Origin of the sequence: Enterococcus sp. E5-37, assembly GCF_035726925.1 — a bacterium.
Classification (GTDB): Bacteria; Bacillota; Bacilli; order Lactobacillales; family Enterococcaceae; genus Enterococcus_B; species Enterococcus_B faecium.
The window spans coordinates 60635-86997 of record NZ_JAPMLG010000009.1; the positions used below are offsets into that span (position 1 = coordinate 60635).

General features: G+C 38.7%; 23 protein-coding genes, 1 other RNA gene and 2 pseudogenes. 22 read left to right on the forward strand and 4 right to left on the reverse strand.

Translation table 11 applies throughout. The annotated features are described in order from the left end of the window. Nucleotides 1-69 precede the first annotated feature (69 nt). The 8 genes and pseudogenes from gpsB to OS138_RS08900 all read left to right on the forward strand — a co-directional run bounded on the left by gpsB (nucleotide 70) and on the right by OS138_RS08900 (nucleotide 8786). Entirely contained in the window at nucleotides 70-489 is a 420-nt protein-coding gene (gene gpsB, locus OS138_RS08865) for a cell division regulator GpsB (protein WP_002295835.1), read from the forward strand. Between the two features lie 21 nt (nucleotides 490-510). Continuing rightward, an RNA gene (gene rnpB / locus OS138_RS08870) (RNase P RNA component class B) lies at nucleotides 511-878 on the forward strand. Nucleotides 879-1086: 208 nt separating this feature from the next. Further along, entirely contained in the window at nucleotides 1087-2241 is a 1155-nt protein-coding gene (locus OS138_RS08875; RefSeq protein ID WP_325070015.1) for a THUMP domain-containing class I SAM-dependent RNA methyltransferase, read from the forward strand. A gap of 56 nt (nucleotides 2242-2297) precedes the next feature. Beyond that, nucleotides 2298-3794 carry a carboxypeptidase M32 gene (locus OS138_RS08880; RefSeq protein WP_325070016.1) on the forward strand — a complete coding sequence of 499 codons (1497 nt, stop codon included), beginning with the start codon at nucleotides 2298-2300 and terminating at the stop codon, nucleotides 3792-3794. Between the two features lie 80 nt (nucleotides 3795-3874). After that, nucleotides 3875-4558: an HD domain-containing protein gene (locus tag OS138_RS08885; protein ID WP_087625788.1), complete on the forward strand. Its 684-nt coding sequence runs from the start codon at nucleotides 3875-3877 to the stop codon at nucleotides 4556-4558. A gap of 643 nt (nucleotides 4559-5201) precedes the next feature. Further along, nucleotides 5202-6392, forward strand: coding sequence for a glycine C-acetyltransferase (locus OS138_RS08890; RefSeq protein WP_002289186.1), 1191 nt, complete (start codon nucleotides 5202-5204; stop codon nucleotides 6390-6392). Between the two features lie 102 nt (nucleotides 6393-6494). Beyond that, the gene (locus tag OS138_RS08895; RefSeq protein WP_325070017.1) at nucleotides 6495-7448 is read left to right on the forward strand and encodes an L-threonine 3-dehydrogenase; all 954 of its coding nucleotides are present in this window, start codon (nucleotides 6495-6497) and stop codon (nucleotides 7446-7448) included. 161 nt (nucleotides 7449-7609) lie between these two features. Next, nucleotides 7610-8786: pseudogene (locus OS138_RS08900) on the forward strand (APC family permease). A 182-nt stretch (nucleotides 8787-8968) separates the two neighbouring features. Here the strand turns inward: OS138_RS08900 and OS138_RS08905 are convergent. Next, nucleotides 8969-9292: a hypothetical protein gene (locus OS138_RS08905; protein ID WP_325070018.1), complete on the reverse strand. Its 324-nt coding sequence runs from the start codon at nucleotides 9290-9292 to the stop codon at nucleotides 8969-8971. A 128-nt stretch (nucleotides 9293-9420) separates the two neighbouring features. Here OS138_RS08905 and OS138_RS08910 point away from each other — a divergent pair. Together OS138_RS08910 and OS138_RS08915 are read left to right on the forward strand one after the other, a co-directional pair. Beyond that, nucleotides 9421-10583, forward strand: a pseudogene (locus OS138_RS08910) (VanZ family protein). 69 nt (nucleotides 10584-10652) lie between these two features. Continuing rightward, nucleotides 10653-12002: a DEAD/DEAH box helicase gene (locus OS138_RS08915; protein ID WP_325070019.1), complete on the forward strand. Its 1350-nt coding sequence runs from the start codon at nucleotides 10653-10655 to the stop codon at nucleotides 12000-12002. A 44-nt stretch (nucleotides 12003-12046) separates the two neighbouring features. On the opposite strand, the gene OS138_RS08920 is transcribed toward OS138_RS08915, so the two are convergent. Continuing rightward, a complete protein-coding gene (locus OS138_RS08920; protein ID WP_002295842.1) occupies nucleotides 12047-12478 on the reverse strand; it encodes a GNAT family N-acetyltransferase in 432 nt (143 codons plus the stop codon). Between the two features lie 388 nt (nucleotides 12479-12866). On the opposite strand from OS138_RS08920, the gene alaS reads away from it, so the two are divergent. The 3 genes from alaS to OS138_RS08935 all read left to right on the forward strand — a co-directional run bounded on the left by alaS (nucleotide 12867) and on the right by OS138_RS08935 (nucleotide 17575). Continuing rightward, a complete protein-coding gene (gene alaS / locus OS138_RS08925; protein WP_325070020.1) occupies nucleotides 12867-15509 on the forward strand; it encodes an alanine--tRNA ligase in 2643 nt (880 codons plus the stop codon). Between the two features lie 199 nt (nucleotides 15510-15708). Then, complete coding sequence (locus tag OS138_RS08930; RefSeq protein ID WP_002295844.1) at nucleotides 15709-16305, forward strand: ECF transporter S component; 597 nt, start codon at nucleotides 15709-15711, stop codon at nucleotides 16303-16305. Between the two features lie 121 nt (nucleotides 16306-16426). Then, the gene (locus OS138_RS08935; protein ID WP_325070021.1) at nucleotides 16427-17575 is read left to right on the forward strand and encodes a cation diffusion facilitator family transporter; all 1149 of its coding nucleotides are present in this window, start codon (nucleotides 16427-16429) and stop codon (nucleotides 17573-17575) included. A 37-nt stretch (nucleotides 17576-17612) separates the two neighbouring features. On the opposite strand, the gene OS138_RS08940 is transcribed toward OS138_RS08935, so the two are convergent. Beyond that, nucleotides 17613-18026 (reverse strand): ribonuclease HI family protein, encoded by a 414-nt coding sequence (locus OS138_RS08940; RefSeq protein ID WP_044145043.1) that lies wholly within the window; start codon nucleotides 18024-18026, stop codon nucleotides 17613-17615. A 78-nt stretch (nucleotides 18027-18104) separates the two neighbouring features. Here OS138_RS08940 and OS138_RS08945 point away from each other — a divergent pair, with 78 nt between their 5' ends. Beyond that, nucleotides 18105-18536 carry an EbsA family protein gene (locus OS138_RS08945; protein WP_002295850.1) on the forward strand — a complete coding sequence of 144 codons (432 nt, stop codon included), beginning with the start codon at nucleotides 18105-18107 and terminating at the stop codon, nucleotides 18534-18536. A 98-nt stretch (nucleotides 18537-18634) separates the two neighbouring features. Here OS138_RS08945 and OS138_RS08950 read toward each other — a convergent pair whose 3' ends face one another. Further along, nucleotides 18635-18868 carry a cold-shock protein gene (locus OS138_RS08950; RefSeq protein WP_002303804.1) on the reverse strand — a complete coding sequence of 78 codons (234 nt, stop codon included), beginning with the start codon at nucleotides 18866-18868 and terminating at the stop codon, nucleotides 18635-18637. A gap of 182 nt (nucleotides 18869-19050) precedes the next feature. On the opposite strand from OS138_RS08950, the gene OS138_RS08955 reads away from it, so the two are divergent. The 8 genes from OS138_RS08955 (at nucleotide 19051) to OS138_RS08990 (ending at nucleotide 26351) form a co-directional block, all read left to right on the forward strand. Beyond that, nucleotides 19051-20721: a formate--tetrahydrofolate ligase gene (locus OS138_RS08955; RefSeq protein WP_325070022.1), complete on the forward strand. Its 1671-nt coding sequence runs from the start codon at nucleotides 19051-19053 to the stop codon at nucleotides 20719-20721. A gap of 171 nt (nucleotides 20722-20892) precedes the next feature. Beyond that, a complete protein-coding gene (locus tag OS138_RS08960; protein WP_087625797.1) occupies nucleotides 20893-21279 on the forward strand; it encodes a hypothetical protein in 387 nt (128 codons plus the stop codon). Next, nucleotides 21266-21964: a CBS domain-containing protein gene (locus OS138_RS08965; protein WP_002295857.1), complete on the forward strand. Its 699-nt coding sequence runs from the start codon at nucleotides 21266-21268 to the stop codon at nucleotides 21962-21964. The genes OS138_RS08960 and OS138_RS08965 overlap by 14 nt, the downstream gene beginning before the upstream one ends. A 4-nt stretch (nucleotides 21965-21968) precedes the next feature. Next, nucleotides 21969-22433 (forward strand): signal peptidase II, encoded by a 465-nt coding sequence (lspA, locus tag OS138_RS08970; RefSeq protein WP_325070023.1) that lies wholly within the window; start codon nucleotides 21969-21971, stop codon nucleotides 22431-22433. Further along, the gene (locus OS138_RS08975) at nucleotides 22430-23341 is read left to right on the forward strand and encodes an RluA family pseudouridine synthase (RefSeq protein WP_044145039.1); all 912 of its coding nucleotides are present in this window, start codon (nucleotides 22430-22432) and stop codon (nucleotides 23339-23341) included. Before lspA ends, OS138_RS08975 begins: the two co-directional genes overlap by 4 nt. A gap of 234 nt (nucleotides 23342-23575) precedes the next feature. Further along, nucleotides 23576-24115 carry a bifunctional pyr operon transcriptional regulator/uracil phosphoribosyltransferase PyrR gene (pyrR, locus tag OS138_RS08980; RefSeq protein ID WP_044145038.1) on the forward strand — a complete coding sequence of 180 codons (540 nt, stop codon included), beginning with the start codon at nucleotides 23576-23578 and terminating at the stop codon, nucleotides 24113-24115. 13 nt (nucleotides 24116-24128) lie between these two features. Further along, complete coding sequence (locus OS138_RS08985) at nucleotides 24129-25412, forward strand: solute carrier family 23 protein (RefSeq protein WP_044145036.1); 1284 nt, start codon at nucleotides 24129-24131, stop codon at nucleotides 25410-25412. A gap of 12 nt (nucleotides 25413-25424) precedes the next feature. Next, a complete protein-coding gene (locus OS138_RS08990) occupies nucleotides 25425-26351 on the forward strand; it encodes an aspartate carbamoyltransferase catalytic subunit (RefSeq protein WP_002288872.1) in 927 nt (308 codons plus the stop codon). Nucleotides 26352-26363 lie beyond the last annotated feature (12 nt).

Here is a 26363-nt window from a genome sequence, read left to right on the forward strand (position 1 = left end):
TCAACTTTTTTCCTATACAATGAAAAAGGTAGAAATGTTATTACGTAAATGAAAACTAGAGGTGTAAATATGGCGAATTTGGTTTATAGTCCTAAAGACATTTTACAACAAGAATTCAAAACAAAAATGCGCGGCTATGATCCCGTTGAAGTTGATGAATTCTTAGACAATATCATCAAAGATTATGAAACTTACAGCAAAGAACTCCTTGCTTTACAAGAAGAAAACGATCGATTGAGTGCAAAAGTAGCTCAATTATCTAAAACTCAAGGAGCAGCTCAAACACGCGTGCAACAAACAGAGGCACCAAAGAGCGCAGCAGTGACCAATTTTGATATCTTAAAACGCTTGTCAAATCTTGAACGTGAAGTATTTGGTAAAAAGCTTGATCAACAAGCAAGTGCAGTCAAACCAGCACAACCTAATCCAAATAACTACACAAATGCAGACACAAGCTTAGATGATAATGAAAAAACACGTCAATTTTAATTTTTGATTAATGAATTTGCGGTTTTCGGGTAATCGCGGTCTGACTTGATCAGGCTGAGGAAAGTCCATGCTCGCACAGGCTGTGATGCCTGTAGTGTTCGTGCTTAGCGAAACCATAAGCTAAGGTACTCTTTGGAGTAACGGCAGGAAAACAAGCTAAGGCTTCGGCTATGCTTAAGTATCCTTGAAAGTGCCACAGTGACGAAGCGGCTGGGGAAACTCATCCGGTGGAACGCGGTAAACCCCTCGAGCGAGCAACCCAAACAATGGTAGGGGCGCTTTTTGTCTGGAAGAAGAACAGGACAAAAAGGCAGTATAACTGCAGATAGATGGTTACCGCTTTGTTTTTTCTCCCTGGAAAAGCAAAGTACAGAACATGGCTTATAGAAAACCGCAAACATCAGGGAATTAGGTCGTGACAAAAGTAATGCGTTATAAGAAACAAGAAAAACATTCGAAAGCTATTTTTCAATACTTCAGATGAGTCGTTCTTATTACAAAACAAACTTTTGTATCACCGGTTATTCGGAATTTGAGTAAAAGTGTGGGGTAGGACTGATGTCCCACCTCCTTTTTTTATAAATAAGGAGATTGTGTATGGAAAAAAACAGGAAGTTCAACCTCGTCGCAACTGCGGCAAGCGGGCTAGAAGCACTGGTTGGTAAAGAATTAAGAGATCTTGGAATCGAATGCCAAGTTGAGAACGGACGTGCACGTTTTGAAGGAACAATGGAAACGATCGCTACAGCTAATTTATGGTTACGTACAGCAGATCGAGTAAAAATCGTGGTTGGGGAATTCGATGCGTATACGTTTGATGAATTGTTTGAAAGCGTAAAAGCATTGCCTTGGGAAGATTTTCTTCCACTAGATGCAGCTTTTCCTGTAGCTGGAAAATCGATCAAGTCGAAACTATATAGCACACCTGATTGCCAAGCGATCACAAAAAAAGCAATCGTTGAACGTCTCCGTACCTATTATCACCGTCCAGCTTCTGTACCACTGACGGAAACTGGCGCACATTTTCAGTTGGAAGTAGCTTTGCTGAAAGACCATGTGATGGTAACTCTGGATACGACAGGACCAAGTTTATTCAAACGTGGTTATCGCTTAGAAAAAGGTGGAGCACCATTGAAAGAAAACATGGCAGCAGCACTTATTATGCTGACAAATTGGCGAAAAGACCGTCCATTTTATGATCCTGTATGTGGTTCAGGTACGCTTTGTATTGAAGCAGCCTTAATAGGCCATAATATCGCACCAGGATTCAATCGTGAGTTTGCTTGCGAATCTTGGGATTGGTTCAGTCAAGAAATCATGGAAAATGTTCGATCAGCAGCCGAAGAAAAAGCAGATTATGATATTGAATTAGATATTACTGGTTCAGATATCAATGGACGGATGATTGAAATTGCCAAAGCCAATGCAGAAGAAATCGGATTAGGCTCTTCGATTACCTTTAAGCAACAAGCAGTCAAAGACTTCAAAACGGATAAAGAATACGGGGTCATCGTGGCTAACCCGCCTTACGGAGAACGTCTAGGAGAAGAAGAAACCGTTCGAAAATTATATAAAGAAATGGGCGATGTGTTCCGTCCATTAAAAACATGGAGTAAATATATCTTGACTAGCGACTTAGCGTTTGAGGAATTTTACGGACAAAAAGCAACCAAAAAAAGAAAATTGTATAATGGTGCATTGCGTACGGATCTATTCCAGTATTGGGGAACTCGACCGCCTAGAAAAAAATAGAAAGACAAATAATCTTACTAATTGATTCATTCAATTGGATGTTTGGAGGAATAGGAATGAAAGAAAAAGAGTTTTTACAAGAAGTAAAAGAAATCGACCTTCTACAACAAGCTTTATGGATCCTCGAGTGGGATACACAAACAGGTATGCCTGAAAAAGCTAGTGCATACCGAAGTGAAGTAGACAGCTATCTTTACAGCATTTATTTTTCAAAAAAAATCGGTCCAAAAATCAAAGAAGCCATTCGCTATTTTTCTGAACATCCGGAAGAATTGTCGGAAGTTGGAACTGCCGTTTTTGCTAAAGTAAAAGAAGAGTATGATTTGGAACATCGCGTACCGGAAGATCTTATGAGAAAATATACAGCTGCCGTTTCTTCAGCACACGGACAATGGCAAAAAGCTAGAGAAACACAACAATTTTCTGATTTTCAACAAGCATTGAATCAAAATATTGAATTAACAAAACAGTTGATACCTTACTGGAGAAAAGATGAAAAGACGAATTATGATGTTTTGCTGAATCAATACGAACCCGGGATGACTGTCGAAATCCTTGATAAGGTATTTGATCAGCTTAAAGAAGGAATTCTTTCGATCCGCCGTACGCTCCAAGAAAAAGGGACTGAACCTGAAACAGACTTTTTAAATCGGAGAATGACGAAAAAGCAACAGAAGAGATTTGTAGTGAAAGTAATCGAACAACTTGGTTATGATTTTAGCCGTGGTCGTTTAGATGACACTGTCCACCCATTTATGACTGGAATTAATCCGAATGATGCACGAATCACGACACGATGGGACGAAACAGATTTCAAAATGGCTGTTTTTGGAGTGATCCACGAGGCTGGTCATGGTATGTATGAACAAGACATCGATGATAAATATGCTTATACACCGGTTTATGAAGGTACATCAATGGGTATCCATGAATCACAATCGTTGTTTAACGAGATCATTATTGGAAGTAGTCGCAGCTTCTGGAAAAAGCAATATCCTTTCTTTCAAGAATGTGCAGAAGGAACATTCGATGATATTCCTTTTGACAAATTTTATCGTTCATTAAACCATACAAAACCAAGTTTGGTTCGTATCGAGGCAGACAGTTTGACTTACCCTCTCCATATCATCATTCGTTATGAAATCGAAAAAATGATTTTCAATGAAGGTGTGGATATTGCTAAACTACCTGAAATATGGAATCAAAAGTATGAAGAGTATCTAGGAATAAGACCAACAAATGATGTGGAAGGGATCTTACAAGACGTTCACTGGTCAGGAGCAAGTTTTGGTTATTTTCCATCTTATGCATTAGGGTATATGTATGCTGCGCAATTACTTCATTCTTTGCAACAAGAAATAGATGTGGAAAATGTTCTAGCGTCAGACGATTACTCTCCAATCAAAAACTGGATGTCAGAGCATATCCATCAATATGGTGCATCTAGAAAACCAAATCAATTAATCATGGATGCAACACATGAACCGCTTAATCCGCAATACCTGATCGACTATATGAAAGACCTGTATTTTAATGTATATCAGGTAAAATAAAATACAATTTACAAAGATAGCTGAAATTCATCTAATCTATAGATGTTTTCAGCTATTTACTTAAGAAAGAAGTGGACTGAATGGATAAATTACAAGTGATCGCTGATTATAGTATGGACCAATTAGCGCATGATCAAACAGGACACGGGAGCGATCATACCAAAAGAGTTGTCAAGTTAGCTGAAAAAATTTTGGAGACAGAACCGCAGGCAGACCGCTTTGTGACGCTTGCAGCAGCTTACCTACATGATACAATTGATGATAAAGTCGTTAAAAATGAGAAAGAAGCAAAGCAACAGCTTCGTGTATTCCTTCGCTCTTTGCCAATAGTAGAGGAACAGATCTCGATGATTTTTTCCATTATCGAAAATATGTCCTTTTCTAAAAATCTCTCTGAAGCGGCCGAACTATCTCTGGAAGGTAAGATCGTTCAAGACGCTGATCGTATCGAAGCGTTAGGAGCAATCGGCATTTTGCGTACTGCTTATTTCGGCGGTGGACATGGGCACCCGATTTTTGATCCTGAACTGTATCCGCAAACATTCAAGGACAAAGAAAATTACCGAAAAGGCACGACAGTGATCAATCATTTTTATGAAAAACTGTTCTTGCTGTCTGATAAAATGAATACTGATTACGGATATGAAGAAGCCAAACGAAGAGAAACCTTCATGCGTGAATTCTTAGAAGAATTTTTTCTGGAATGGTCTATTGACGATGAAAATTTTACTCCAGACAATTGGATCAAAAATAACAAAAAATGATGGAGGTTGTGACAGAAGTGGTCAGCTCCAAGATATTTCGGATCATTTTCCGTAAAAGTTACTTCTGGAACACTGTTTACCAAGAGGTCGTGAGCCTGCCGTTCAGCTCCGAGTCACAAGGAACAATTTCAAAAAATAGCTTCTCATGTTTGATGAATATTGTGACTTGTGATTCGGAATTGGCAGGAGAACACCGTTTATTCGGAAGAAGGGACTGTGACAAGACTTTTGTCACAGTCCTTTTTTCGAATTCAACAAGTAAAACTTTTAAGAAATATTCAGAGAGTAAAATTAAAAATTGCTGATAAATGAAGATGGAAGTTTTATGTATTTTTATTGGTCTATGCAATAAATAAATTAAATATTCAGAATACAATTGTTTTTGACGAAAGGGCTTCTATCAATGGTTGTGTTGTATTTATCTGCCCAGATAAAGTAAAATAGATCATTATCTAAAAGGTAATTGTTCATACCATATAAGTCATTTGAAAGTAAAAAGATACTGTAAATAAAAAATGTGGTTAAATAATTCTCATATTCAGTGTAAGCGTTATCAAAAATATGGCATACTTGCTTTGTAGATGAATGACACGATATATGTTTGGTATGTTCTGCAAGACAGATGAATATGGAGGTGGAGACAATGTCTTCCAAAGAACTAACAATGTATTTAGAGAAAGAATTGGATCAACTGAAAGAAAAGGGGTTATACAATACGATCGACATACTAGAAAGTGAAAATGGTGCTTGTATCATCGTAGACGGAAAAAAGATGATCAATCTAGCATCCAACAATTATCTTGGATTTGCCAATCGCGAAGAATTGAAAAAAGCATGTATTGAAGCAACCGAAACTTATGGTGTAGGAGCAGGAGCAGTCCGAACGATCAATGGTTCGCTGAAAATCCATCAGCAATTAGAAGAAAAAATCGCAGAATTCAAAGGGACAGAAGCAGCAATCGCCTTTCAATCTGGATTCAACTGCAATATGGGCGCTATCTCTGCAGTAATGACAAAAGAAGATGCTATCTTATCGGATGAATTAAACCATGCATCTATTATTGACGGTTGCCGCTTATCCGGAGCAAAAATCATCCGAATTAAACATCAAGATATGAAAGACCTTGAGAAAAAAGCAAAGGAAGCGATAGAAAGTAAGAAATATAAAAAAATCATGTATATCACAGATGGTGTTTTCTCCATGGATGGAGACATTGCACGATTGCCGGAAATTATTCCGATTGTTGAAAAATATGGACTGATCACCTACGTTGATGATGCGCACGGCTCAGGCGTAACTGGAAAAGGTGCAGGAACCGTCAAGCATTTTGGATTAAGCGACAAAATCGATATGCAAATGGGCACGTTATCGAAAGCTATAGGTGTTGTTGGGGGTTATGTAGCTGGATCGAAAACACTAATCGACTGGTTGAAAGCTAGAAGTCGGCCATTCCTATTTTCTACCTCGCTAACTCCAGGTGCAGCTGCAGCTGCATTGGCTTCGATTACTTTGATGCAAGAACATCCGGAACTTGTCGAAAAAGTTTGGGAAAATGCTAATTATTTTAAAGAAGAATTGAAAAAAGTAGGCTATAACATCGGTATGTCTGAAACACCTATTACTCCAGTCATTTTGGGAGATGAAAAAGTGACTCAGACTTTCTCTAAGAAGCTGATCGAACATGGGATTTATGCTAAACCAATCGTTTATCCAACTGTGCCTCTTGGGACAGGCAGGATCAGAAATATGCCGACTGCAGAACATACGAGGGAAATGCTTGATGAAGCAGTAGCAGTTTATCAAAAAATAGGAAAAGAAATGGAAATTATTTAACTAAATTTAGTTTTTTCGTCTATTTAAAATTAGAGAACATGTTCACGCATATATTGTTAATCATCTGAAGTTAGTAGTAAACATGATCAGGGGAGGTTCATTATGAAAAAAGTACTGGTGACAGGATGTTTAGGACAAATTGGTTCAGAGTTGATAGCACGGTTGCGTCAAGAACTAGGTAGTGAAAATGTTATTGCGACAGATATACGCATGCCTGAAGTCATTGAGAAAAACGATATCTTTGAGATCCTAGATGTAATGGATTACGAAAAAATGCGCAGCATAGCAGAACAATATCAAGTGGACACATTGATTCATTTGGCTGCTCTTTTGTCAGCTGTTGCAGAAGCAAAACCACAATTAGCCTGGGATTTGAACGTGACTGGGCTGGTCAATGCATTGGAAGTCGCTAGAGAATTCCAGCTGAAATTTTTTACGCCAAGTTCAATCGGCGCGTTTGGTCCAAATACTCCAAAAGATCATACCCCACAAGATACTCTTCAGCGTCCTACAACCATGTATGGGGTAACGAAGGTAGCTGGAGAACTACTATGTGATTATTATTATGTGAAATATGGCGTAGATACTCGTGGTGTCCGTTTCCCTGGATTGATTTCTTATGCAACCTTGCCAGGAGGCGGTACGACAGACTACGCAGTCGATATTTATTATTCAGCAATCAAAGAAGGAAAGTACACTAGTTTCATTGATCAAGGTACATCAATGGATATGATGTATATGCCAGATGCGATCGATGCCATTATAAAACTCATGAATGCAGATCCTGATCGATTGGTTCATCGAAATGCCTTCAATATATCGGCGATGTCTTTTGACCCGGAAGAGATCAAAGCATCTATTCAAAAAATCATACCAGATTTTGAAATGGATTATTATGTGGATCCTGTACGTCAGTCAATAGCAGAATCTTGGCCAAATTCACTAGATGTTTCTTGTGCGCAAGAGGAATGGGGCTTTTCGCCGAAATACGACTTAGATGCGATGACAAAGGATATGTTGGAAAAACTGAAAGAAAAATTGGTAGAGACGGTATAAAACAAGAACCACATCCAAAAAGTTTTTTATACTTTTGGGATTGGCTATGGTATGAAAGGGGACAAGGGATGGAAGAATATCAAGCCACGCCAGTAAAAGAAGTAAAAATAGAAAATGAATTAAAACGTACGATGGGATTTTTTACTGCTTTATCGACTGTTATGGGCACAGTGATCGGTGCAGGGGTATTTTTTAAAGCCGCAAGCGTAGCAGAAGTTACAGGATCCGCCAGTTTGCATATGTTTTCTTGGTTTCTCGGTGGTATGATTTCTGTCTGTGCAGGACTAACAGGAGCTGAACTGGCAGCTGCTATTCCAGAAACAGGAGGGATGATTAAATATATCGAACGGATTTACGGAAATACAGCAGCTCGTCAATCTATTTGGTCTTTCCCAGTCAATGATTGTTCCCGTAGCTGTTACAGCTGCTGTATCGATCCTGCTGATTAATTTTTTAGGTTCTAAAGCTGGAGGGGCTTTTCAGTCGATTACGCTTGTCTGCAAGCTTATCCCTTTGTTTGTGATTGTTATTTTCGGTTTGTTCCGACAAGAAGGAGTAGACTTCCAACTGTTTCCGATCCAAGCAGGAGAAAACCTTTCATTTTTCTCTGCTTTGGGAGCTGGCTTGCTAGCAACGATGTTCGCATACGACGGTTGGATACACGTAGGAAATATTTCGGGAGAATTGAAAAAGCCGGCGAAAGATTTGCCAAAAGCAATTTCTTTAGGAATCATCGGAATCATGATCGTTTATTTATTAGTAAATGCGGTGTTCTTAAGAACCGCATCTATCGACGGAGTCGCAGGAAACAGCAATGCGGCAAGTGACGTTGCAAAAATGATTTTTGGCGGCTTCGGTGGAAGACTGGTCACAGTTGGTATCTTGATTTCTATTTATGGAACCATCAATGGCTATACCCTTACTGGAATGCGTCTCCCTTATGTTATGGCAAAAGAAAACAACCTGCCTTTTAGCAAGCTCTTTGCTAAACTTCATGATAAAACTAAAGTTCCTGTAGCCGCAGGTATCTTAGAGCTAGTCATCGCTATTGGCATGATGATGGTCGGTGGTTTTGATACACTAACGGATATGCTGATCTTTGTCATTTGGATTTTTTATACAATGGTCTTTGTTGGTGTCATTCTTCTTCGTAAAAAAGAACCTGATTTGTTTCGACCATACAAAGTTCCAATGTATCCGTTTATTCCACTAGTAGCAATCATTGGAGGGACTTTTATCGTATCAAGCACGCTTATCACTCAGACCTTTTTAGCTTCGATGGGGATAGTATTGACACTTGCTGGTATCCCGATTTATCTCTATTTAAAACGTAGATAGCTAAAACATTCGAATTTTATTAGAACTGCACTTCTCTGCCAAACAAAATATTTTATTTAAATGAGGAGTACGTGGAAGAAATGTCAAAAGTACTCGTTAATTTTGATCACGTAAATGTCGTTTTGTCTACGATGAAATAGCAAAGTAAAAGACAGAAATCGGGCTCAACCGATTTCTGCCTTTTACTTTGATTTGCGTAACTGAACTATTCGGTGTACGCCGCGATAAATATTTAATAAAACCAAGCAACCAGAAATGAAAATGGGAAGCCAAATCAGATAGACAGGGTAGCCAAGCACTTTAGACAAAGCTTGTGGAGAAATTTTATCCATTTCAAGAAGTGCTTGCTGCCAAGTCTGAAGATTGAAGACTAGCATGAAACCCGAAATAATCAGGAGAATAAATCCTAAATAATGAATTGTAGTTCTTTTTCTTACATAAGCGATCGTAGCATAAAGGAACAGTAAAAAAATAGGTACGCCAAAAACAAAGTACATATTCAGCATCTCGACACCCCCTTTGTGTTTATCTTACTTTACTTTGAAAGAAATGAGAAATAATAGCCTCGTTACTTGCTTGAAACAGCAAAGGACTGCTAAGATAAGAGAGATACAAAGAATCAAGGAGGAGTCATATGGCAAGTTATATCGAACCGATTCGTTTTGCGCTGATTGTTTTTCCATTTTTAGCCTTAGCGATCTCATCTGTTTTTTTATTTATGAATATCGAAAGTATGGAACATTTCTAGTAACAAGGGCAGTTATTTTGTATTCTTTCGTTTTTTATTTATTGTGTGCGTATTTTTTGGTGATCTTACCACTTCCGGCAAAGGAGACGGTTGCCCAAATGACAGGGCCAAAGATGGAGCTGCATTTGTTTGCTTCATGGCAACATTTCAGAGACAACACGGTATTGGTATTGTCTGAACCTAGTACCTATCTGCCGGCAATGAAGCAGAGTGTATTTTTGGAACCAGCTTTTAATGTTTTATTACTCATACCATTTGGCATTTATTTAAGATATTATTTCCGGCTTTCTTTTATGAAAACGATGATTGCTAGTTTCTGTCTATCACTATTTTTTGAGCTAACACAGTTAAGTGGACTTTATTTTATCTACCCAAGACCATACCGCTTATTTGATGTGAATGATTTAGTGACAAATACATTGGGTGGAATCATTGGTTTTGTCGTTACGCCGTTATTTACATTTATGCTTCCTACAAGAAGACGAATGGATGAACTTTCTTATGAAAAAGGAAAGACTGTCTCATTGACTCGACGCTTGGTCGCTTATTTGATCGACTGGACATTTTTATCTCTTATTAATTTGGTAGCGGCGATTTTCTTTAAACTTGCGTTCGATTCAGGGACAGTTACTTCTCATATCTGGTGGCTTTTATTAGAAGTAGGGGTATACTTTATGATTGTACCGTTTATAACCAATGGATGGACACTTGGCAAAAAAATTGTGCGTATCCGTTTGGTGGAAGAAGACCGCGAACGAATTTCTTTAAAAGCATTGATGATCCGCTACGGGTATCTGTACTTTCTTTTTTATGGTTTAAGCTGGTTGGGGCAGTTGCTTCAGCAAATCATGAATTCGACAACGAATACGGTGTTGCAGATGAGTGCAGTATTCATTTCTCTCGGTGTCTTGTTACTGCAAGGTATTTTTATTTTAAATATCTTGCTATCATTTTTGAGAAAAAAACGGATTCTGTTTTATGAAAAAGCTAGTCACACATATACTGTTAGCACGATTGGCCAAACAAAGGATGATGATTCTCGAAATTAGCTGAGCAAAAACGCTTTGTCTGTGTTATAATGCCAAAGTCGTGATAATTTAAAGAGAAGAGGTGCACGAATGAATAATTTTGATATATTCCGCTTCAAACCGTTTATCAATGAAGCGTTAACCGCAAAGGGCTTCAAACAGCCCACAGAGGTCCAGGAACGTTTGATTCCTTTAATTGCAAAAGGAAAAAATATCATTGGGCAATCTCAAACTGGTACAGGAAAAACACATACGTTTTTGTTGCCTTTGTTTGAAAAAATCAATGCAGAAAAAGAGGAAGTACAAGTTGTTATTACAGCTCCAAGTAGGGAACTAGCTGCACAGATCTATGAAGCAGCTACACAAATCGCTAAATTTTCTACACCGGAGATCCGTGTCTCGAATTTTGTCGGCGGTACAGACAAACAGCGTCAATTAAATCGTCTGCATCACCAACAGCCACAGGTTGTAGTAGGCACGCCTGGTAGAATATTAGACATGATAAATGAACAAGCGCTGAAGATTCACACCGCATTTGCATTTGTTGTCGATGAAGCGGATATGACATTGGATATGGGTTTTTTAAATGAAGTAGACCAAATTGCAAGTCGATTACCAGAAAAGCTGCAGTTTTTAGTTTTTTCTGCCACTATTCCAGAAAAACTTCGTCCATTCTTGCGAAAATACATGGAAAATCCAATCATTGAAGAAATCAAACCAAAAGCAGTTATTTCTGAAGACATTGAAAATTGGCTGATTTCAACAAAAGGTAAAGATGAGAATCAAATGATTTATCAACTGCTGACAATTGGTCATCCTTATTTAGCAATCGTATTTGCCAATACAAAACAGCATGTGGATGAAATTGCCGATTACTTGAAAAACCAAGGCTTGAAAGTAGCAAAGATTCATGGAGACATCACACCAAGAGAGAGAAAGCGAGTGATGCGACAAGTACAGAATCTGGAGTATCAATATGTTGTAGCGACTGATTTAGCTGCTAGAGGGATCGATATCGAAGGTGTCTCTCATGTTATCAATGCAGAAATTCCAGAAGATCTAGACTTCTTTATCCATCGTGTCGGACGTACTGGACGTAATGGCTTAAAAGGAACGGCCATTACGTTATATTCGCCAAATGATGAGCAAGCCATTGATGCGATAGAAAAATTGGGCGTCTCATTTGAACCAAAAGAAATCAAAAATGGGGAAATCGTCAAAACATACGATCGTAATAGACGTGCCAAACGAGAAAAATCAAAAGATGTATTAGATCCCACGCTGATTGGTCTTGTGAAGAAGAAAAAGAAAAAGATCAAGCCTGGTTATAAGAAAAAAATCGATTGGGCAATTGCAGAAAAAAATAAAAAAGAACGCAAAATCGAACGCAGACAGCAAAGTCGTACTGCTCGTAAAAATAAGAAAAATTCGCATAAATAAAAAACAAGAGGTTGTGACAAAAGGCGTGTCACAGCCTCTTGTTTTTAAGCTAGACTTTTTTCCATTCCGATACAAAGTACTTCGTCTTCAATAAAAGGTTCTGTGCAAGTATGATACCCTTGTTTTTCATAAAAATCTACAGCCGTCATTTCAGCTACTACATAACTAGTCTGACAACCTTCTGAAACCGCCCGTTTTTCAGCAGCTTCAAGCAACTGACCGCCTAACCCTTTTCCTCGGTATTCTTTTGCTACGCAAAATCGTTCCGGCTTGAAGCAAGTAGGTGTTTTCTTTTCATAACGCAAAGTAGCTACTGGTCTTTTTTGATCAAGAAATAGATAATAGGTTTGTTGCGGGATATCTTTTCCGTCGAATTCTAGTTCTGCAGGAATCCCTTGTTCTAATACAAAAACTTGATATCTCAAAAAGCAGCTAGCTGCGCGTATCCATTCATCCGCTCCAACTATTTTTTTCATCATATTCCTCCTTGTCATGAATAGCAGAGATGTATTGATTCCTTTATTCTTATCGTACCAAAAATCGTGGAGTATGACCAAAAGGAAATGAAAATAAAAATTGAGATATTGACAGTGATCAATAGAATGCGTATACTAATTAAGTACGAAAAGGATATGATTTGTTTTTTTAAGACTCACAGAAAATTCTTTCTTGGCTGAAAAAAGAATAGTCACTAATCAAATTGCTCCCTTTTTCTATTTTGGTAGAAATACCGACGCAGCTCAGCGTTATCGAGTTTAAGAGGTAATGATTACACATCATTGCAATCAAGGTGGTACCGCGAGTTTTCGTCCTTGGCTGTGATGGTGTTTTTTTGTATTTAATTTATAGAAAGCAGGTAATGACATGAAACAATTAAGTAGTGCACAAGTTCGACAAATGTTTCTTGATTTCTTCCAATCTAAAGGACATACGATTGAACCTAGTGCGTCTTTGATCCCCGTGAACGATCCAACCTTATTGTGGATCAACTCTGGTGTTGCAACATTGAAAAAATATTTTGATGGTTCAGTTGTGCCAGAAAATCCAAGAATCACAAATGCCCAAAAATCTATTCGAACAAATGATATCGAAAATGTCGGTAAAACAGCACGTCACCATACGATGTTTGAGATGCTGGGTAATTTTTCGATTGGCGACTATTTCAAAAATGAAGCCATCCACTGGGCATGGGAATTTTTGACTGATCCAAAATGGATGGCATTCGCTCCAGAAAAACTTTATGTAACAGTTTATCCAAAAGATACAGAAGCAAAACGCATCTGGCATGAAGAAGTTGGCCTGCCGTTAGATCACATTATTGATGTAGAAGACAACTTCTGGGATATCGGTGCAGGCCCATGTGGTCCGGATACGGAAATTTTCTATGACCGTGGAGAAGCTTATAACGATTTAGCAGAAGACGATCCTGAAAACTATCCAGGAGGAGAAAATGAACGTTATTTAGAAATCTGGAACTTAGTATTTTCAGAATTCAACCATAAGCCTGATAACACATTTGAACCACTTCCTCATAAAAACATTGATACGGGGATGGGATTGGAACGCATGGTCTCAATCGTTCAAGATGCGCCAACGAACTTTGAGACAGACTTGTTTATGCCTATTATCCACGCCGTAGAAAAGCTAAGCAAACAAGTAAAATATGGTGAAAACCCAGTAACAGATATTTCTTACAAAGTAATCGCAGATCATATTCGCGCCCTTTCATTTGCTATTGGCGACGGTGCATTGCCATCGAATGAAGGGAGAGGGTATGTCTTACGCCGTTTGCTTCGTCGTGCTGTCATGCATGGGAAAAAATTAGGTATTGAACAAGCATTCTTATATCGTTTAGTCCCTGTTGTTGGGGAAATCATGGTAAGTTATTATCCTGAAGTACTTCAACAAAAAGAATTTATTGAAAAAGTTATCCGTACAGAAGAAGAACGTTTCAATGAAACAATCAATGAAGGTTTGGAAATCTTAAATCAAGTGATCCAAGAAGTAAAAAACGAAAACGGGACGACTCTAGCAGGAAAAGACATCTTCAAACTATACGACACATATGGCTTCCCAGTAGAATTAACGGAAGAGGTGGCAGAAGATGAAGGACTGAAAGTTGATCATGCTGGTTTTGAAAAAGAAATGGATGCACAACGCGAACGTGCTCGCTCTGCCCGCAGTACTGAAAAATCAATGGGGGTACAATCTGCTTTATTGACAGATATCAAAGTAGAAAGTAAATTCATTGGATACACAGAACAAGAATCAGATAGTCAATTATTGGTCATCGTTAAAGGTGAGTCTCTTTTGAATGAAGTCGCAGAAGGTGAAGCTCAAATGATCTTTGATCAAACACCTTTCTATGCAGAAATGGGTGGGCAAGTAGCGGATCAAGGATGGATCATGAATGAAGTAGGCGAAATCGTAGCAGTTGTTACAGATGTTCAAAAAGCGCCTAATGGTCAATTTATGCACACCGTAGAAGTAAAAGCACCAATGAGTGAAGGACAAACCTATCATCTATTGATTGATCAATCGATGCGCAATCGGATCATCAAAAACCATACAGCAACCCATCTACTGCACAAGGCATTGAAAGAAGTACTTGGCGAGCATGCAAATCAAGCTGGTTCTTTAGTCGCTCCTGGACATTTACGATTCGACTTTACCCACTTTGGTCAAATCACTTCAGATGAATTAGCTGAAATGGAAAGAATCGTCAACGAAAAAATCTGGGAAGCTATCCCAGTTGAAACAATTGAAACAGATATCGATACAGCCAAAAACATGGGTGCAATGGCTTTGTTTGGTGAAAAATATGGACATGACGTTCGAGTAGTAAATATTGGCGGCTGGTCAATCGAACTGTGCGGAGGCACACATGTAGCAAATACAGAAAACATCGGAATCTTCAAAATCGTTTCTGAATCAGGAATTGGTGCAGGCGTGCGACGAATCGAGGCTGTAACAAGTAAAGAAGCGTACGAACTACTTGAAGAAGAAGAAAAACAACTAAAACAAGTAGCAACAATTGTTAAATCACCTCAATTGAAGGAAGTTGTTTCAAAAGCGGAACAATTGCAACAGCAAGTAAGAGAGCTACAAAAGGAAAATGAACAATTAGCTAGCAAGTTAGCGAATCAACAAGCTGGTGATGTATTCAAAGATCCAGAAACGATCAATGGAAAAACAATCATTGCAGCACAAGTAAAAGTGAAAGATATGAATCAGCTGCGTCAATTAGCTGACCAATGGAAACAAAAAAATATTTCAGATATTCTTGTTTTAGCAAACGAACAAGAAGGAAAAGTCAGTCTGCTAGCGGCAATGACGAAAGAATCAAATGAAGCTGGACTAAAAGCTGGCGACTTGATTAAAGCAATCGCACCGAAAGTAGGCGGTGGCGGTGGTGGACGTCCAGACATGGCACAAGCTGGCGGGAAAAATCCTGCTGGTATTCCAGATGCACTTAAAGCTGCGAAAGAATGGGTTGCGCAACAATAGGGCGTTTACGTTTGACAGAAAAACAAAAGTTCAAACATTGAACGAAACATGATTATGGGGGCGAAGACAAACAAGTCTTGCCCTCATACTTTTTTCAATTGGCTGGCGCATCTAATCAAATGGTCGGATTCGGATGGTCTTTAGTTGACGAAAGTGACAGAAATTTTTACGATTAGTATAAATAAAAAGGGGTGAAAAAATGAATAGTAGAAATAAGACCTTTCGACTAGTCTTACGTGCGATCTTGTTAGCAATCATCATCGTACAAGCGATGGTTCCTTGGCTGGGGTTTATTCCATTAGGATTCATTAGTTTAACAATTATCCATATCACAGTAATTATTGCTGCAGTAGTATTAGGCCCAAAAGATGGCATGGTGATTGGCTTGTTTTGGGGAATCGCTACAATTGTTCGTGCCTATGCCATGCCAACAACGCCATTTGATACATTAGTGTTCACGAATCCGATTATCTCGGTAGTTCCCAGAGTACTTGTTGGCTTAGTAGCAGGCTTGGTTTTCCACTGGATTTATCAAAAAAATAAATCAATAACGATCAGCTCAGCCTTTGCAGGGGTACTGGGTTCATTGGTCAATACAGTCTTAGTGTTAGGATTCATGGGATTATTTTATACAGGTGCAACGGCAGATGCCTATGGTGTAGATTCTGCTCTTTTATTTAAAACCTTAGCAGGGGTTGCAGCAATCAATGGGATACCAGAAGCAATAGGTGCGGGAATCATAACACCATTACTAGCAAAAGCGTTATTTGCAGCAACACCGTTGAAACCAGAATAATGACCATCTTTTAATAGTAATAGGACGCACGATAGATAGAAAAAGGAAGAGAGGAGAGGAAAACAATCGTCCTCTCCATCTTTTTACCTGAGCAACAAGCAAACTAGAAGGGGTAAAAAATTTGGTTAAGAAACAAGAAGAAAAAAAGAAACAAATACCGCAACAGCGGACAAAAAAAGGAGTACTAGCGGGTATCTTAGGATTGGTTACGAATCTGATCTTGTTTGTCTCTAAGCTAATGATCGGGCTTTTTTCAGGAAGTGTCTCCATTATGGCTGATGCAGTGAACAGTCTATCAGATACTGCTTCATCCATATTGACTTTGATCGGATTTAAAATTGCTGCAAAGCCAGCAGATCAGGAACATCCTTATGGACACGAACGCTTCGAATATATCAGTGGGTTATTTGTTTCGATCATCATTACTTATGTAGGATTTCAATTTTTAGAGTCTTCTGCTGAAAAAATCATCCATCCAGAAAATGTCTCTTTAACACCCATCGTCTTTTTTGTCCTAATCATTTCCATCTTTTTGAAATTTGCACAAGGAAAAATGTATCGGGTTATTGCGCAATCCATTGATTCTGAAACATTGAGAGCTACAGCAACAGATAGTTATAATGATGTCTTTACTACACTGGCTGTATTGCTTTCAGCAGCAATCGAATGGGTAACTGGATGGCGTATCGATGGATATATAGGTTTTGCTTTAGCATTATATATCCTTTATAGTGGATTGACGATGCTTCGAAATTTTGTATACGAACTATTAGGAAGTCGCCCAACGCCAGCAGAGATTGAAGAAATGGAAGAGCATTTAAATGCTTGCGATGATATACTTGGCTATCATGATTTATTGGTGCATAACTATGGACCCAATAAACGCTTTGCATCAGTCCACATCGAAGTAGATGAATCAATGAATTTGAATGTGGCCCATAAGATCATTGATCTGATAGAAAAAGACTTTAAAAAGTCTTTGGATGTGGAACTTGTCTGTCACTTGGATCCAATGCCTGTTGATAACGAAAAATACTATAATATCTTGCGGCAGTTAAAGCAAATTCTTCTTGAAACAGGTACAGGGCTTAATATTCATGATTTTAGAGTAATTCATCAAGGAAAAACGCTGCAATTTGATGTAGTGGTCCCTGAGAAATTCCAGTTTGATGATACAGAACTAGAAAGAATCTTACGTAGTCAAATAGAAGAAAAAATCGGAGATTACCAATTGGAAATTACGTTTGATCGCAATTATCTTTTATATTAAATAAGAAACTATAAAAAGACTCTTTAAAGTTTTTAATTTAAAGAGTCTTTTTTTCTTTTAATTGTTTTTGGAGAGCCTGACGTGCAAGATTATCTGCTCCTTTATTTTTGTTTTCGGGCAACCATTGCAGGATCAATAAAGAAAATTCGGATAGAAGTTCTTGGATTCTTTGAAGGTAGGGAAGGAAGAGCTCGTTTTTCGTTGCGTTTTTGTCGACCGTAGAAACTAGTGTTTTGCTGTCTGAAAAACAGAAAATCGTTTCATTCTGTAAGTCGTTTTTCTTTAGAAATTCTAAAGTTTTTAAAAAGACTTCGAATTCTGCTTGATGGTTTGTCCCTACAGAAAGCGGGATAGATAGCTGTTCTTGTTTACCTTGATAGACAATCAAGATTCCGCCTCCGCTAGGACCAGGGTTGCCTTTTGTAGAGGCATCAATGTATACTTTTAACATAAAAAGAGATTCTCCTTTTTGTTCAAACTAATGTTATGGTAAGATTATATCATTACTGAATCGGTGAGAGGTTAGAGAATGAAAAAAAATATTCGATGGCAGCCTGAACTGGCACATACGATCATCTATTGGTCATTGACCTTGATCATTCTGTTTTTTAGTCTGATTCTTTCTTTAGAAAACACAGGTCCTTATTGGAAAAGCAATTTTGTTTTAGGTATTTTTCTTGTTTTTCTATTTCTAGGTTTGCGGCGTTCTTTTATTTTAAAATCAAACTCTGTGATTATACGTTACGCTGCTTTTTGGAAAGACCGAGAAATATCTGTCGGACAGATTCGATCTTTGACGCCAACTAATACTGGGGTGCAAATGATGTTGCAAGATGAGAAAGCCCCATCTGTTTTCATGATGCGAAAAAAAGATCAAGTAGTCCTTTTTGATCATTTTGAAAAAAACGGACCCAAATCAGAATCAATTCCTTATCCTTATACGAAAAAAAGAAAAAGCTAATTTTAAAAATCGGAACCTAAAAAAACGAATTTTTACAGGAAAAGAAAAGAGTGAGACGTACGGTTCATCCCGTTTAGCGTCTCACTCTATTTGTTTATCTATTCATGCATACTAGTGTCGGTAGTCTGAACGTTGCCCTTCTTGACATGGGCAGCTTGTGTTCCTCGATTCCCTTCGATGATCTCAAATTCGACCACTTGATTTTCTTCCAAAGTTTTGAATCCCTCTTCTTCAATCGCAGTAAAATGTACAAAAATTTCTTCTGTGTCATCATAACTGATAAAGCCGTATCCTTTTTTGTTGTCAAACCATTTTACAATTCCTGTGGTCAAAGCACTCACGACCTTTCTAAAGTCTGATCATAGCCTTCATTATAAAGAGTATTTATAAGTACGTCAAATAAATTAAAAACCTGTAATTTTATGTTTTTTTTCTGAATAAAAAAAGGTATAATTGGCATATCTTAACAAATGGAATGTTTTTTCAGATAAAGTTCGTGAAAAGGGGTAATTAAATGAAGAGTGATCTGCAAATTTCACAAGAAACAGAGCTAGAACCGATTATTGAAGTGGCTGGAAAATTAGATCTTAAGGAAGACGACTTAGAACTGTATGGGAAATATAAAGCGAAAATCAATTTTTCTGGAATCAATCGCTCGAAAAACAACGCTGATGGGCATTTGATCTTAGTTACTTCCATCAATCCAACACCAGCTGGCGAAGGAAAGTCAACGATCACTGTGGGGTTAGGAGATGCCCTAAATAAAATCAATAAAAAATCTGTTATTGCATTGCGAGAACCGTCACTTGGTCCTGTGATGGGGATTAAAGGTGGCGCTGCAGGCGGAGGATACGCACAGGTATTACCTATGGAAGATATCAACTTGCATTTTACTGGTGACATGCATGCTATCACAACAGCTAATAATGCATTATCTGCTCTTTTAGATAATCATATTCATCAAGGAAATGAATTGAACATCGATGCCCGCCGAGTGATTTGGAAAAGGGTAGTTGATCTAAATGATCGCGAACTGCGTAAAGTAATCGTTGGTTTGGGTGGTCCAATCCAAGGTGTCCCAAGAGAAGATGGGTTTGATATCACAGTTGCCAGCGAAATCATGGCTATTTTGTGTCTTGCGGCAGACCTTGAAGATTTAAAGGCTCGTCTTGCAAGGATCGTTGTCGGCTATACATTTGACCGTCAGCCTGTGACTGCTGGAGACTTGAAAGCAGAAGGCGCTCTGGCATTACTGCTGAAAGATGCAATCAAGCCGAATCTTGTACAAACAATTTACGGAACACCAGCTTTTGTCCACGGGGGACCGTTTGCCAATATCGCTCATGGCTGCAATAGTATTTTAGCTACCAAGACAGCATTGAGATTAGCAGATTACGTTGTCACAGAGGCAGGATTTGGTGCAGATCTTGGCGGAGAGAAATTTTTAGATATCAAAGTACCTAACTTGAAAAAAGCGCCGGATGCTGTGGTGATTGTCGCCACTGTCCGTGCATTGAAAATGCATGGCGGAATGAAAAAAGATGAACTTAAAAATGAGAATCTTGATGCTTTGAAAGTAGGTTTTGCAAATTTAAAGCGCCATATACGTAATATGGAACAATATCAGCTACCTGTGATCGTCGCAATCAATGAATTCGTAACAGATACAGACAATGAACTCACACTGTTGGAGCACTTGTGTGAAAATCAGGGGATTATTGCCAAGAGAGCGAGTGTATGGGCAGATGGAGCAGAAGGCGGCGTTGATTTAGCAAAAGCTGTAGTACGATTGATTGATAGAAAAGAAGCTAATTACAAGCCATTATACCGCCTAGAAGAAACGATACAAGAAAAGACAGAAACAATCGTCAAGAAAATTTACGGAGGAAATGGTGTTGTTTTCAGCAAAAAAGCGCAAAAACAAATAGAAGAGTTTACGAAGAATGGATGGGACAAACTGCCGATTTGTATGGCAAAAACACAGTATTCATTTTCTGATGATCCTTCACTGTTAGGTGCACCGGAAGATTTCACCATCACGATCCGCGAAATCATCCCAAAATTAGGGGCAGGATTTTTAGTAGCCTTGACTGGAGATGTTATGACGATGCCTGGTTTGCCTAAAAAACCTGCTGCATTGAATATGGACGTGACAAATGACGGAGAAGTGTTGGGGTTGTTTTAATCTTGATCACAAACTACCATATGTTAAATAACTTTCATTAAACATCGAAGGAGCTGTATTTTGACTACAGCTTCTTTTTTTAGACGATAGGGAATTAATTTTGTTTACACTAGGATCATTCTTTTTCTTTATTGTATTTTGAGCTATACTAAAGCATAATAGGAGGGTATGATGAAAACGACATTTATAAGAAAAACCGGTTTTTACGGTATGGGTAGCTCGATTCAGCTAAGAATCAACAATGAAAAACGCAGTGTTCTCAATTATGAACAAAAGATAACGCTTGATCTGGAAGTGCCCTTTACGATGCAGGTCACCTTTTATTGGCTAAAAAGCCCCGTTTATACAGTGAAAGAAGCAAAGCCTGCTTATGTGATCACAATGAATTACTTGATTCTTCAAATCTATCCGTTCTTATTTCTAGCAACTGGGTTGGGGGCAGTTTTTCTACAAAATTTATTTTTCAGTTTTTTTGCAGTTATTGTGTTGTTTGCGTTCTTTTTCTATATAAAAAACCGGGCATATTTGATCAAGGAGGAAAATTATGGCAAACTCTGATCTTTTTTTAATCAGTTTCAATCGAATCGAAAAATGGATGAGAGACGAGATGGGAAATGCACGAAATATGGGATTTACCGAACTTGTCAGACGCCTAGCTCAAAGAAAACAATTGATGATCAGAAAATACGAAGATGATCTTTTACAGCTTGCTCAGTTAAGGAATGCGATCGTCCATGATCGGATCGCAGTCGATTTTGTCATTGCAGAGCCAAATGATTGGACAGTCAAGCGAATCCAGCTGATCGAACAAGAACTGATTCAGCCTGAAACCGTGCTGCCTCGATTTGCAAAACGTGTAACAGGTTTTGAACAAGATCTTCCGTTACTTGAACTGTTAAAGATAGTAGCAGAAAAAAGGTATTCACAATTTCCGTTATACAATAAAGGAAAATTTGTAGCATTGATTACTTTACGTAATATCGGGTTTTGGCTAGCAAAAGAAAGCCAAAAAGGTCCGGTTGATTTAACAAATAAACGAGCGTTGGATTTGATCATCCAAAACGGAAAGTACACAAATTATCATTTTGTTCCAGCTAAAACACATATTTACGAGGTTGAAGCGATGTTTCGTGAGCAAGGGACTTTGGAAGCCGTACTTATCACTAAAGATGGGAATCCCGATGGTAATCTGCTCGGGATCGTACGACCTCGTGATATTTATAAACAAATAGAAAAGGATTGATTTTTTGTTAATTATTTATTGGATATTCAGCGCTTTGCTAGTAGGAGTGGATCAGTTGGTCAAATGGTGGATCACTGATAATCTAGCGCTTGGAGAGACGAAAAATCTTATACCAGGTATTTTGTCACTGAATCATATTCGAAACACTGGAGCCGCATGGAGTATGCTAGAAGGGAAGATGTGGTTCTTTACTATAGTGACACTCATTGCAGTCGTTGTGATTCTCACATTGATAATTAAAAATCGTGAAAAAGGTAATCGCTGGTTCATGATTGGATTGAGCCTGATTTTAGCTGGTGCGATTGGCAACTTTATTGATCGTCTCCGACTTGGCTATGTAGTAGATATGTTCCAGACAGATTTTATGAGCTTTCCGATTTTTAACGTAGCAGATGTGACACTTGTATGTGGAGTGATTTGTATATTAATTTATATTATTTTAGATGAAAAGGATCAAAGAAAAAAATGACAGAACTTAAAACGACGATTCACCATGAATCTGGTAGGATCGATAAAGTATTGACTAATTTATTCACCGATTACAGTCGTTCGCAAATTCAGCTGTGGCTGAAAAATGGAGCGGTTTCTGTCAATGGACAGCCAGTCAAAGCAAATTACAAAGTAAAACAAGGAGACGAGATTACTGTCTTGATCCCCGAACCAGAAACATTAGATGTGGTCCCAGAAAATATCCCGTTGACGATCGTTTACGAAGATGAAGATGTAGCGGTGATAAACAAATCTCAAGGAATGGTCGTTCATCCTTCAGCAGGTCATACGCATGGCACAATGGTCAATGCGCTGATGTACCATATCAAGGATCTTTCTACGATCAACGGCGTTATTCGTCCAGGTATTGTTCACCGAATCGACAAAGATACTTCTGGACTGCTAATGGTTGCCAAAAATGACCAGGCACACGAATCATTAGCTCAGCAATTAAAAGATAAGACCTCTTTGCGCAAATATGTTGCTTTAGTCCATGGAGAGATTCCTCACGAAAAAGGAACCATCAATGCGCCAATCGGCCGTTCGAAGGAAAACCGGAAAATGCAGGCGATAAGAGAAGATGGGAAGCCGGCTGTCACACATTTTACTGTATTGGAACGTTTCGAAGGATTTACTCTGGTTGAATTAAAACTAGAAACCGGAAGAACACACCAGATCCGTGTGCATATGAAGTATATCGGTTATCCGTTAGCTGGAGATCCAGTATACGGACCAAAGAAAACTTTGAAAGGCAATGGTCAGTTTCTCCATGCGCAAATGTTGGGTTTTACGCACCCGACTACAAACGAAAAGATGATCTTTGAAGCACCTCTTCCAGAAGTTTTTGAAAAAACTTTAGAAAAATTAAGAAAAAACATTGCATTTTAATTTAGATAACGGTATAGTAATTAACAACGAAAGCATAAAACTTAATAGAATTCCTTTAAGTTTAGTCCCGTGAGGCTAAGAAGGGTGGGAGCAAGGATACGTATGGTGCGCCATAAGTAGATTGCTCATTGACATAGTATAGCTATCAGTGTATCAGTATACGCTCAGTCTAAACATTCCTCCTGTCCTCTTAGGGCAGGAGTTTTTTTATGCAAAAAAGTAGGGGGAATGAATATGCAAGCAAAAGAAGTAGTAGATCAGGTAACGATGAAGCGAGCATTGACTCGAATTACTTACGAGATTATCGAGAGAAATCATAGCATCCAAGATATTGTATTAGTAGGTATCAAAACACGTGGAATCTACATTGCATCAAGAATCGCTGAACGCCTGAAGCAGCTAGAAGATATCGAGATTCCTGTAGGAGAACTGGATATCACTTTATACCGAGATGACAAAAAAGAAAGCCCTGAAGAACCAGAACTTCATTCTTCTGACATCCCAGTTTCCTTAGAAGGAAAAGAAGTTATCTTAATTGATGATGTTTTGTATACAGGACGAACGATTCGCGCAGCAATGGATGCAGTAATGGATTTTGGCAGACCAAGAAAAATTTCATTAGCAGTCCTGGTGGATCGTGGGCATCGAGAATTGCCAATCCGTGCAGATTATGTTGGGAAGAACATTCCAACATCTCGGGCGGAAGAGATTTTAGTAGAGATGCAAGAGCTTGATGGACAAGATCGCATCATGATTTTGAAAGAGGAAGATTAGAGGAGAGAGAAACATGTCGGAGAAAAAAAGATTTCATAATGATGACGTGGTGTTAGATATCCACGATCGCCCAACCCCAGGACATTGGGTAGGATTAAGTTTACAACACTTGTTCACGATGTTCGGAGCAACCGTGTTAGTCCCCATCTTAGTAGGTATCGATCCAGGTATCGCGCTAGTCAGTTCAGGACTAGGTACATTGGTGTACTTATTTACTACTAAAGGAAAGATACCTGCGTACTTAGGAAGCAGCTTCGCTTTCATTGCAGCGATGCAGCTTTTGATGAAAACGGATGGTTATCCAGCGATTGCACAAGGAGCAGTCACAACTGGATTAGTCTATTTGATTGTTGCGCTGATCATCAAAAAGATCGGTTCAGCATGGCTGGATAAAATCTTGCCTCCAATCGTCGTCGGTCCAGTCATCATGGTTATCGGGTTGGGACTTGCGGCAAATGCAGCAACAAATGCTATGTATAATCAAGGCACATATGATTTCAAGTATATTGCCGTAGCACTGATCACATTAGGATTGACCATTTTTTTCAACATGTGGCTAAGAGGTTTTCTCGGATTGATTCCGATTTTACTAGGTATCATTAGCGGATACATTGTGGCTTTGCTGTTTGGAATCGTGGATACTAAGCCAATCGTAGACGCTGCCTGGTTTGCTGTTCCTAACTTTGAGATTCCCTTTGTACAATATGAACCAAAGCTATATCTTGGAGCAATCACAACAATGGCACCCATCGCTTTTGTGACGATGACAGAGCATATCGGCCATCTTATGGTATTGAATAAACTAACTAAACGTAATTTCTTTGAAGAACCGGGTCTTCATAAGACGTTGACAGGTGATGGGTTAGCACAAATCGTGGCAGCCTTTGTCGGAGGTCCTCCTGTAACAAGTTACGGTGAAAACATTGGTGTTCTGGCTATCACACGTGTCCATAGCGTGTTTGTGATCGGTGGAGCTGCAGTATTTGCAGTCATTTTAGGATTCGTAGGAAAATTAAGCGCTTTGATTTTAAGTATCCCTGGACCAGTCATCTCAGGAATCAGTTTTATCTTATTTGGAGTAATTGCGGCAAGTGGAATGAAGATTTTAATCGAGAACAAAATCGATTTTGATAAAAAGAAAAATCTGTTGATTGCTTCAGTTATCTTAGTAGTAGGAATTGGCGGACTCGTCTTTGAAGTAGGCACATTTACATTGTCGGCAATGGCATTAGCAACTGTACTTGGCATCATTTTAAATCTTATCTTACCAGAAACTTCACGAAGCGAAGAAAACTAAGGAGGAAACATTATGATCATCAAATCAGAACGTATCAGCTTAAAGCATTTATTGACCGTTGAGGCACTTACTGATCAAGAAGTTATGGGCTTGATCCGCAGAGGGCAGGAATTCAAGCAAGGTGCTAATTGGACTCCGCAAAAGCGCCAGTACTTTGCTACAAACCTCTTTTTCGAAAATAGTACTCGCACACATAAAAGCTTCGATGTAGCGGAGAAAAAACTAGGGCTAGAAGTGATTGAATTTGAAGCAAGCACAAGCTCTGTCCAAAAAGGGGAAACACTATACGATACAGTACTGACGATGTCAGCATTAGGCGTAGACGTAGCGGTTATCCGTCATGGAGATGAGAACTATTATGACGAACTGATACAAAGTAAAACAATCCAGTGTTCGATTATCAATGGAGGAGACGGAAGCGGACAGCATCCAACCCAATGCTTGCTTGATTTGATGACCATTTATGAAGAATTTGGACATTTTGAAGGACTGAAAGTTGCCATCGTAGGTGATATCACTCACTCTCGCGTAGCTAAATCCAATATGCAGATGTTAAAACGTCTAGGCGCACAAGTATTCTTCTCAGGTCCTAGAGAATGGTACGACGATGAATTCGAAGTGTACGGACATTATATGCCATTGGATGAACTACTAGATCAAGTTGATGTCATGATGATGCTTCGGGTGCAACACGAACGCCATGATGGAAAAGAAAGTTTCTCAAAAGAAGGCTACCATCAGGAACATGGGTTAACAGTTGAGCGTGCGAAGAAGTTGCAAAAACATGCAATCATTATGCACCCAGCACCAGTTAACCGCGATGTAGAATTAGCTGATTCATTAGTGGAAGGATTACAGTCGCGGATCGTTCAGCAAATGAGCAATGGAGTATTCGTCAGAATGGCAATCTTAGAAGCAGTGCTAAATGGAAAAGCGTAATTATAGGAGGAT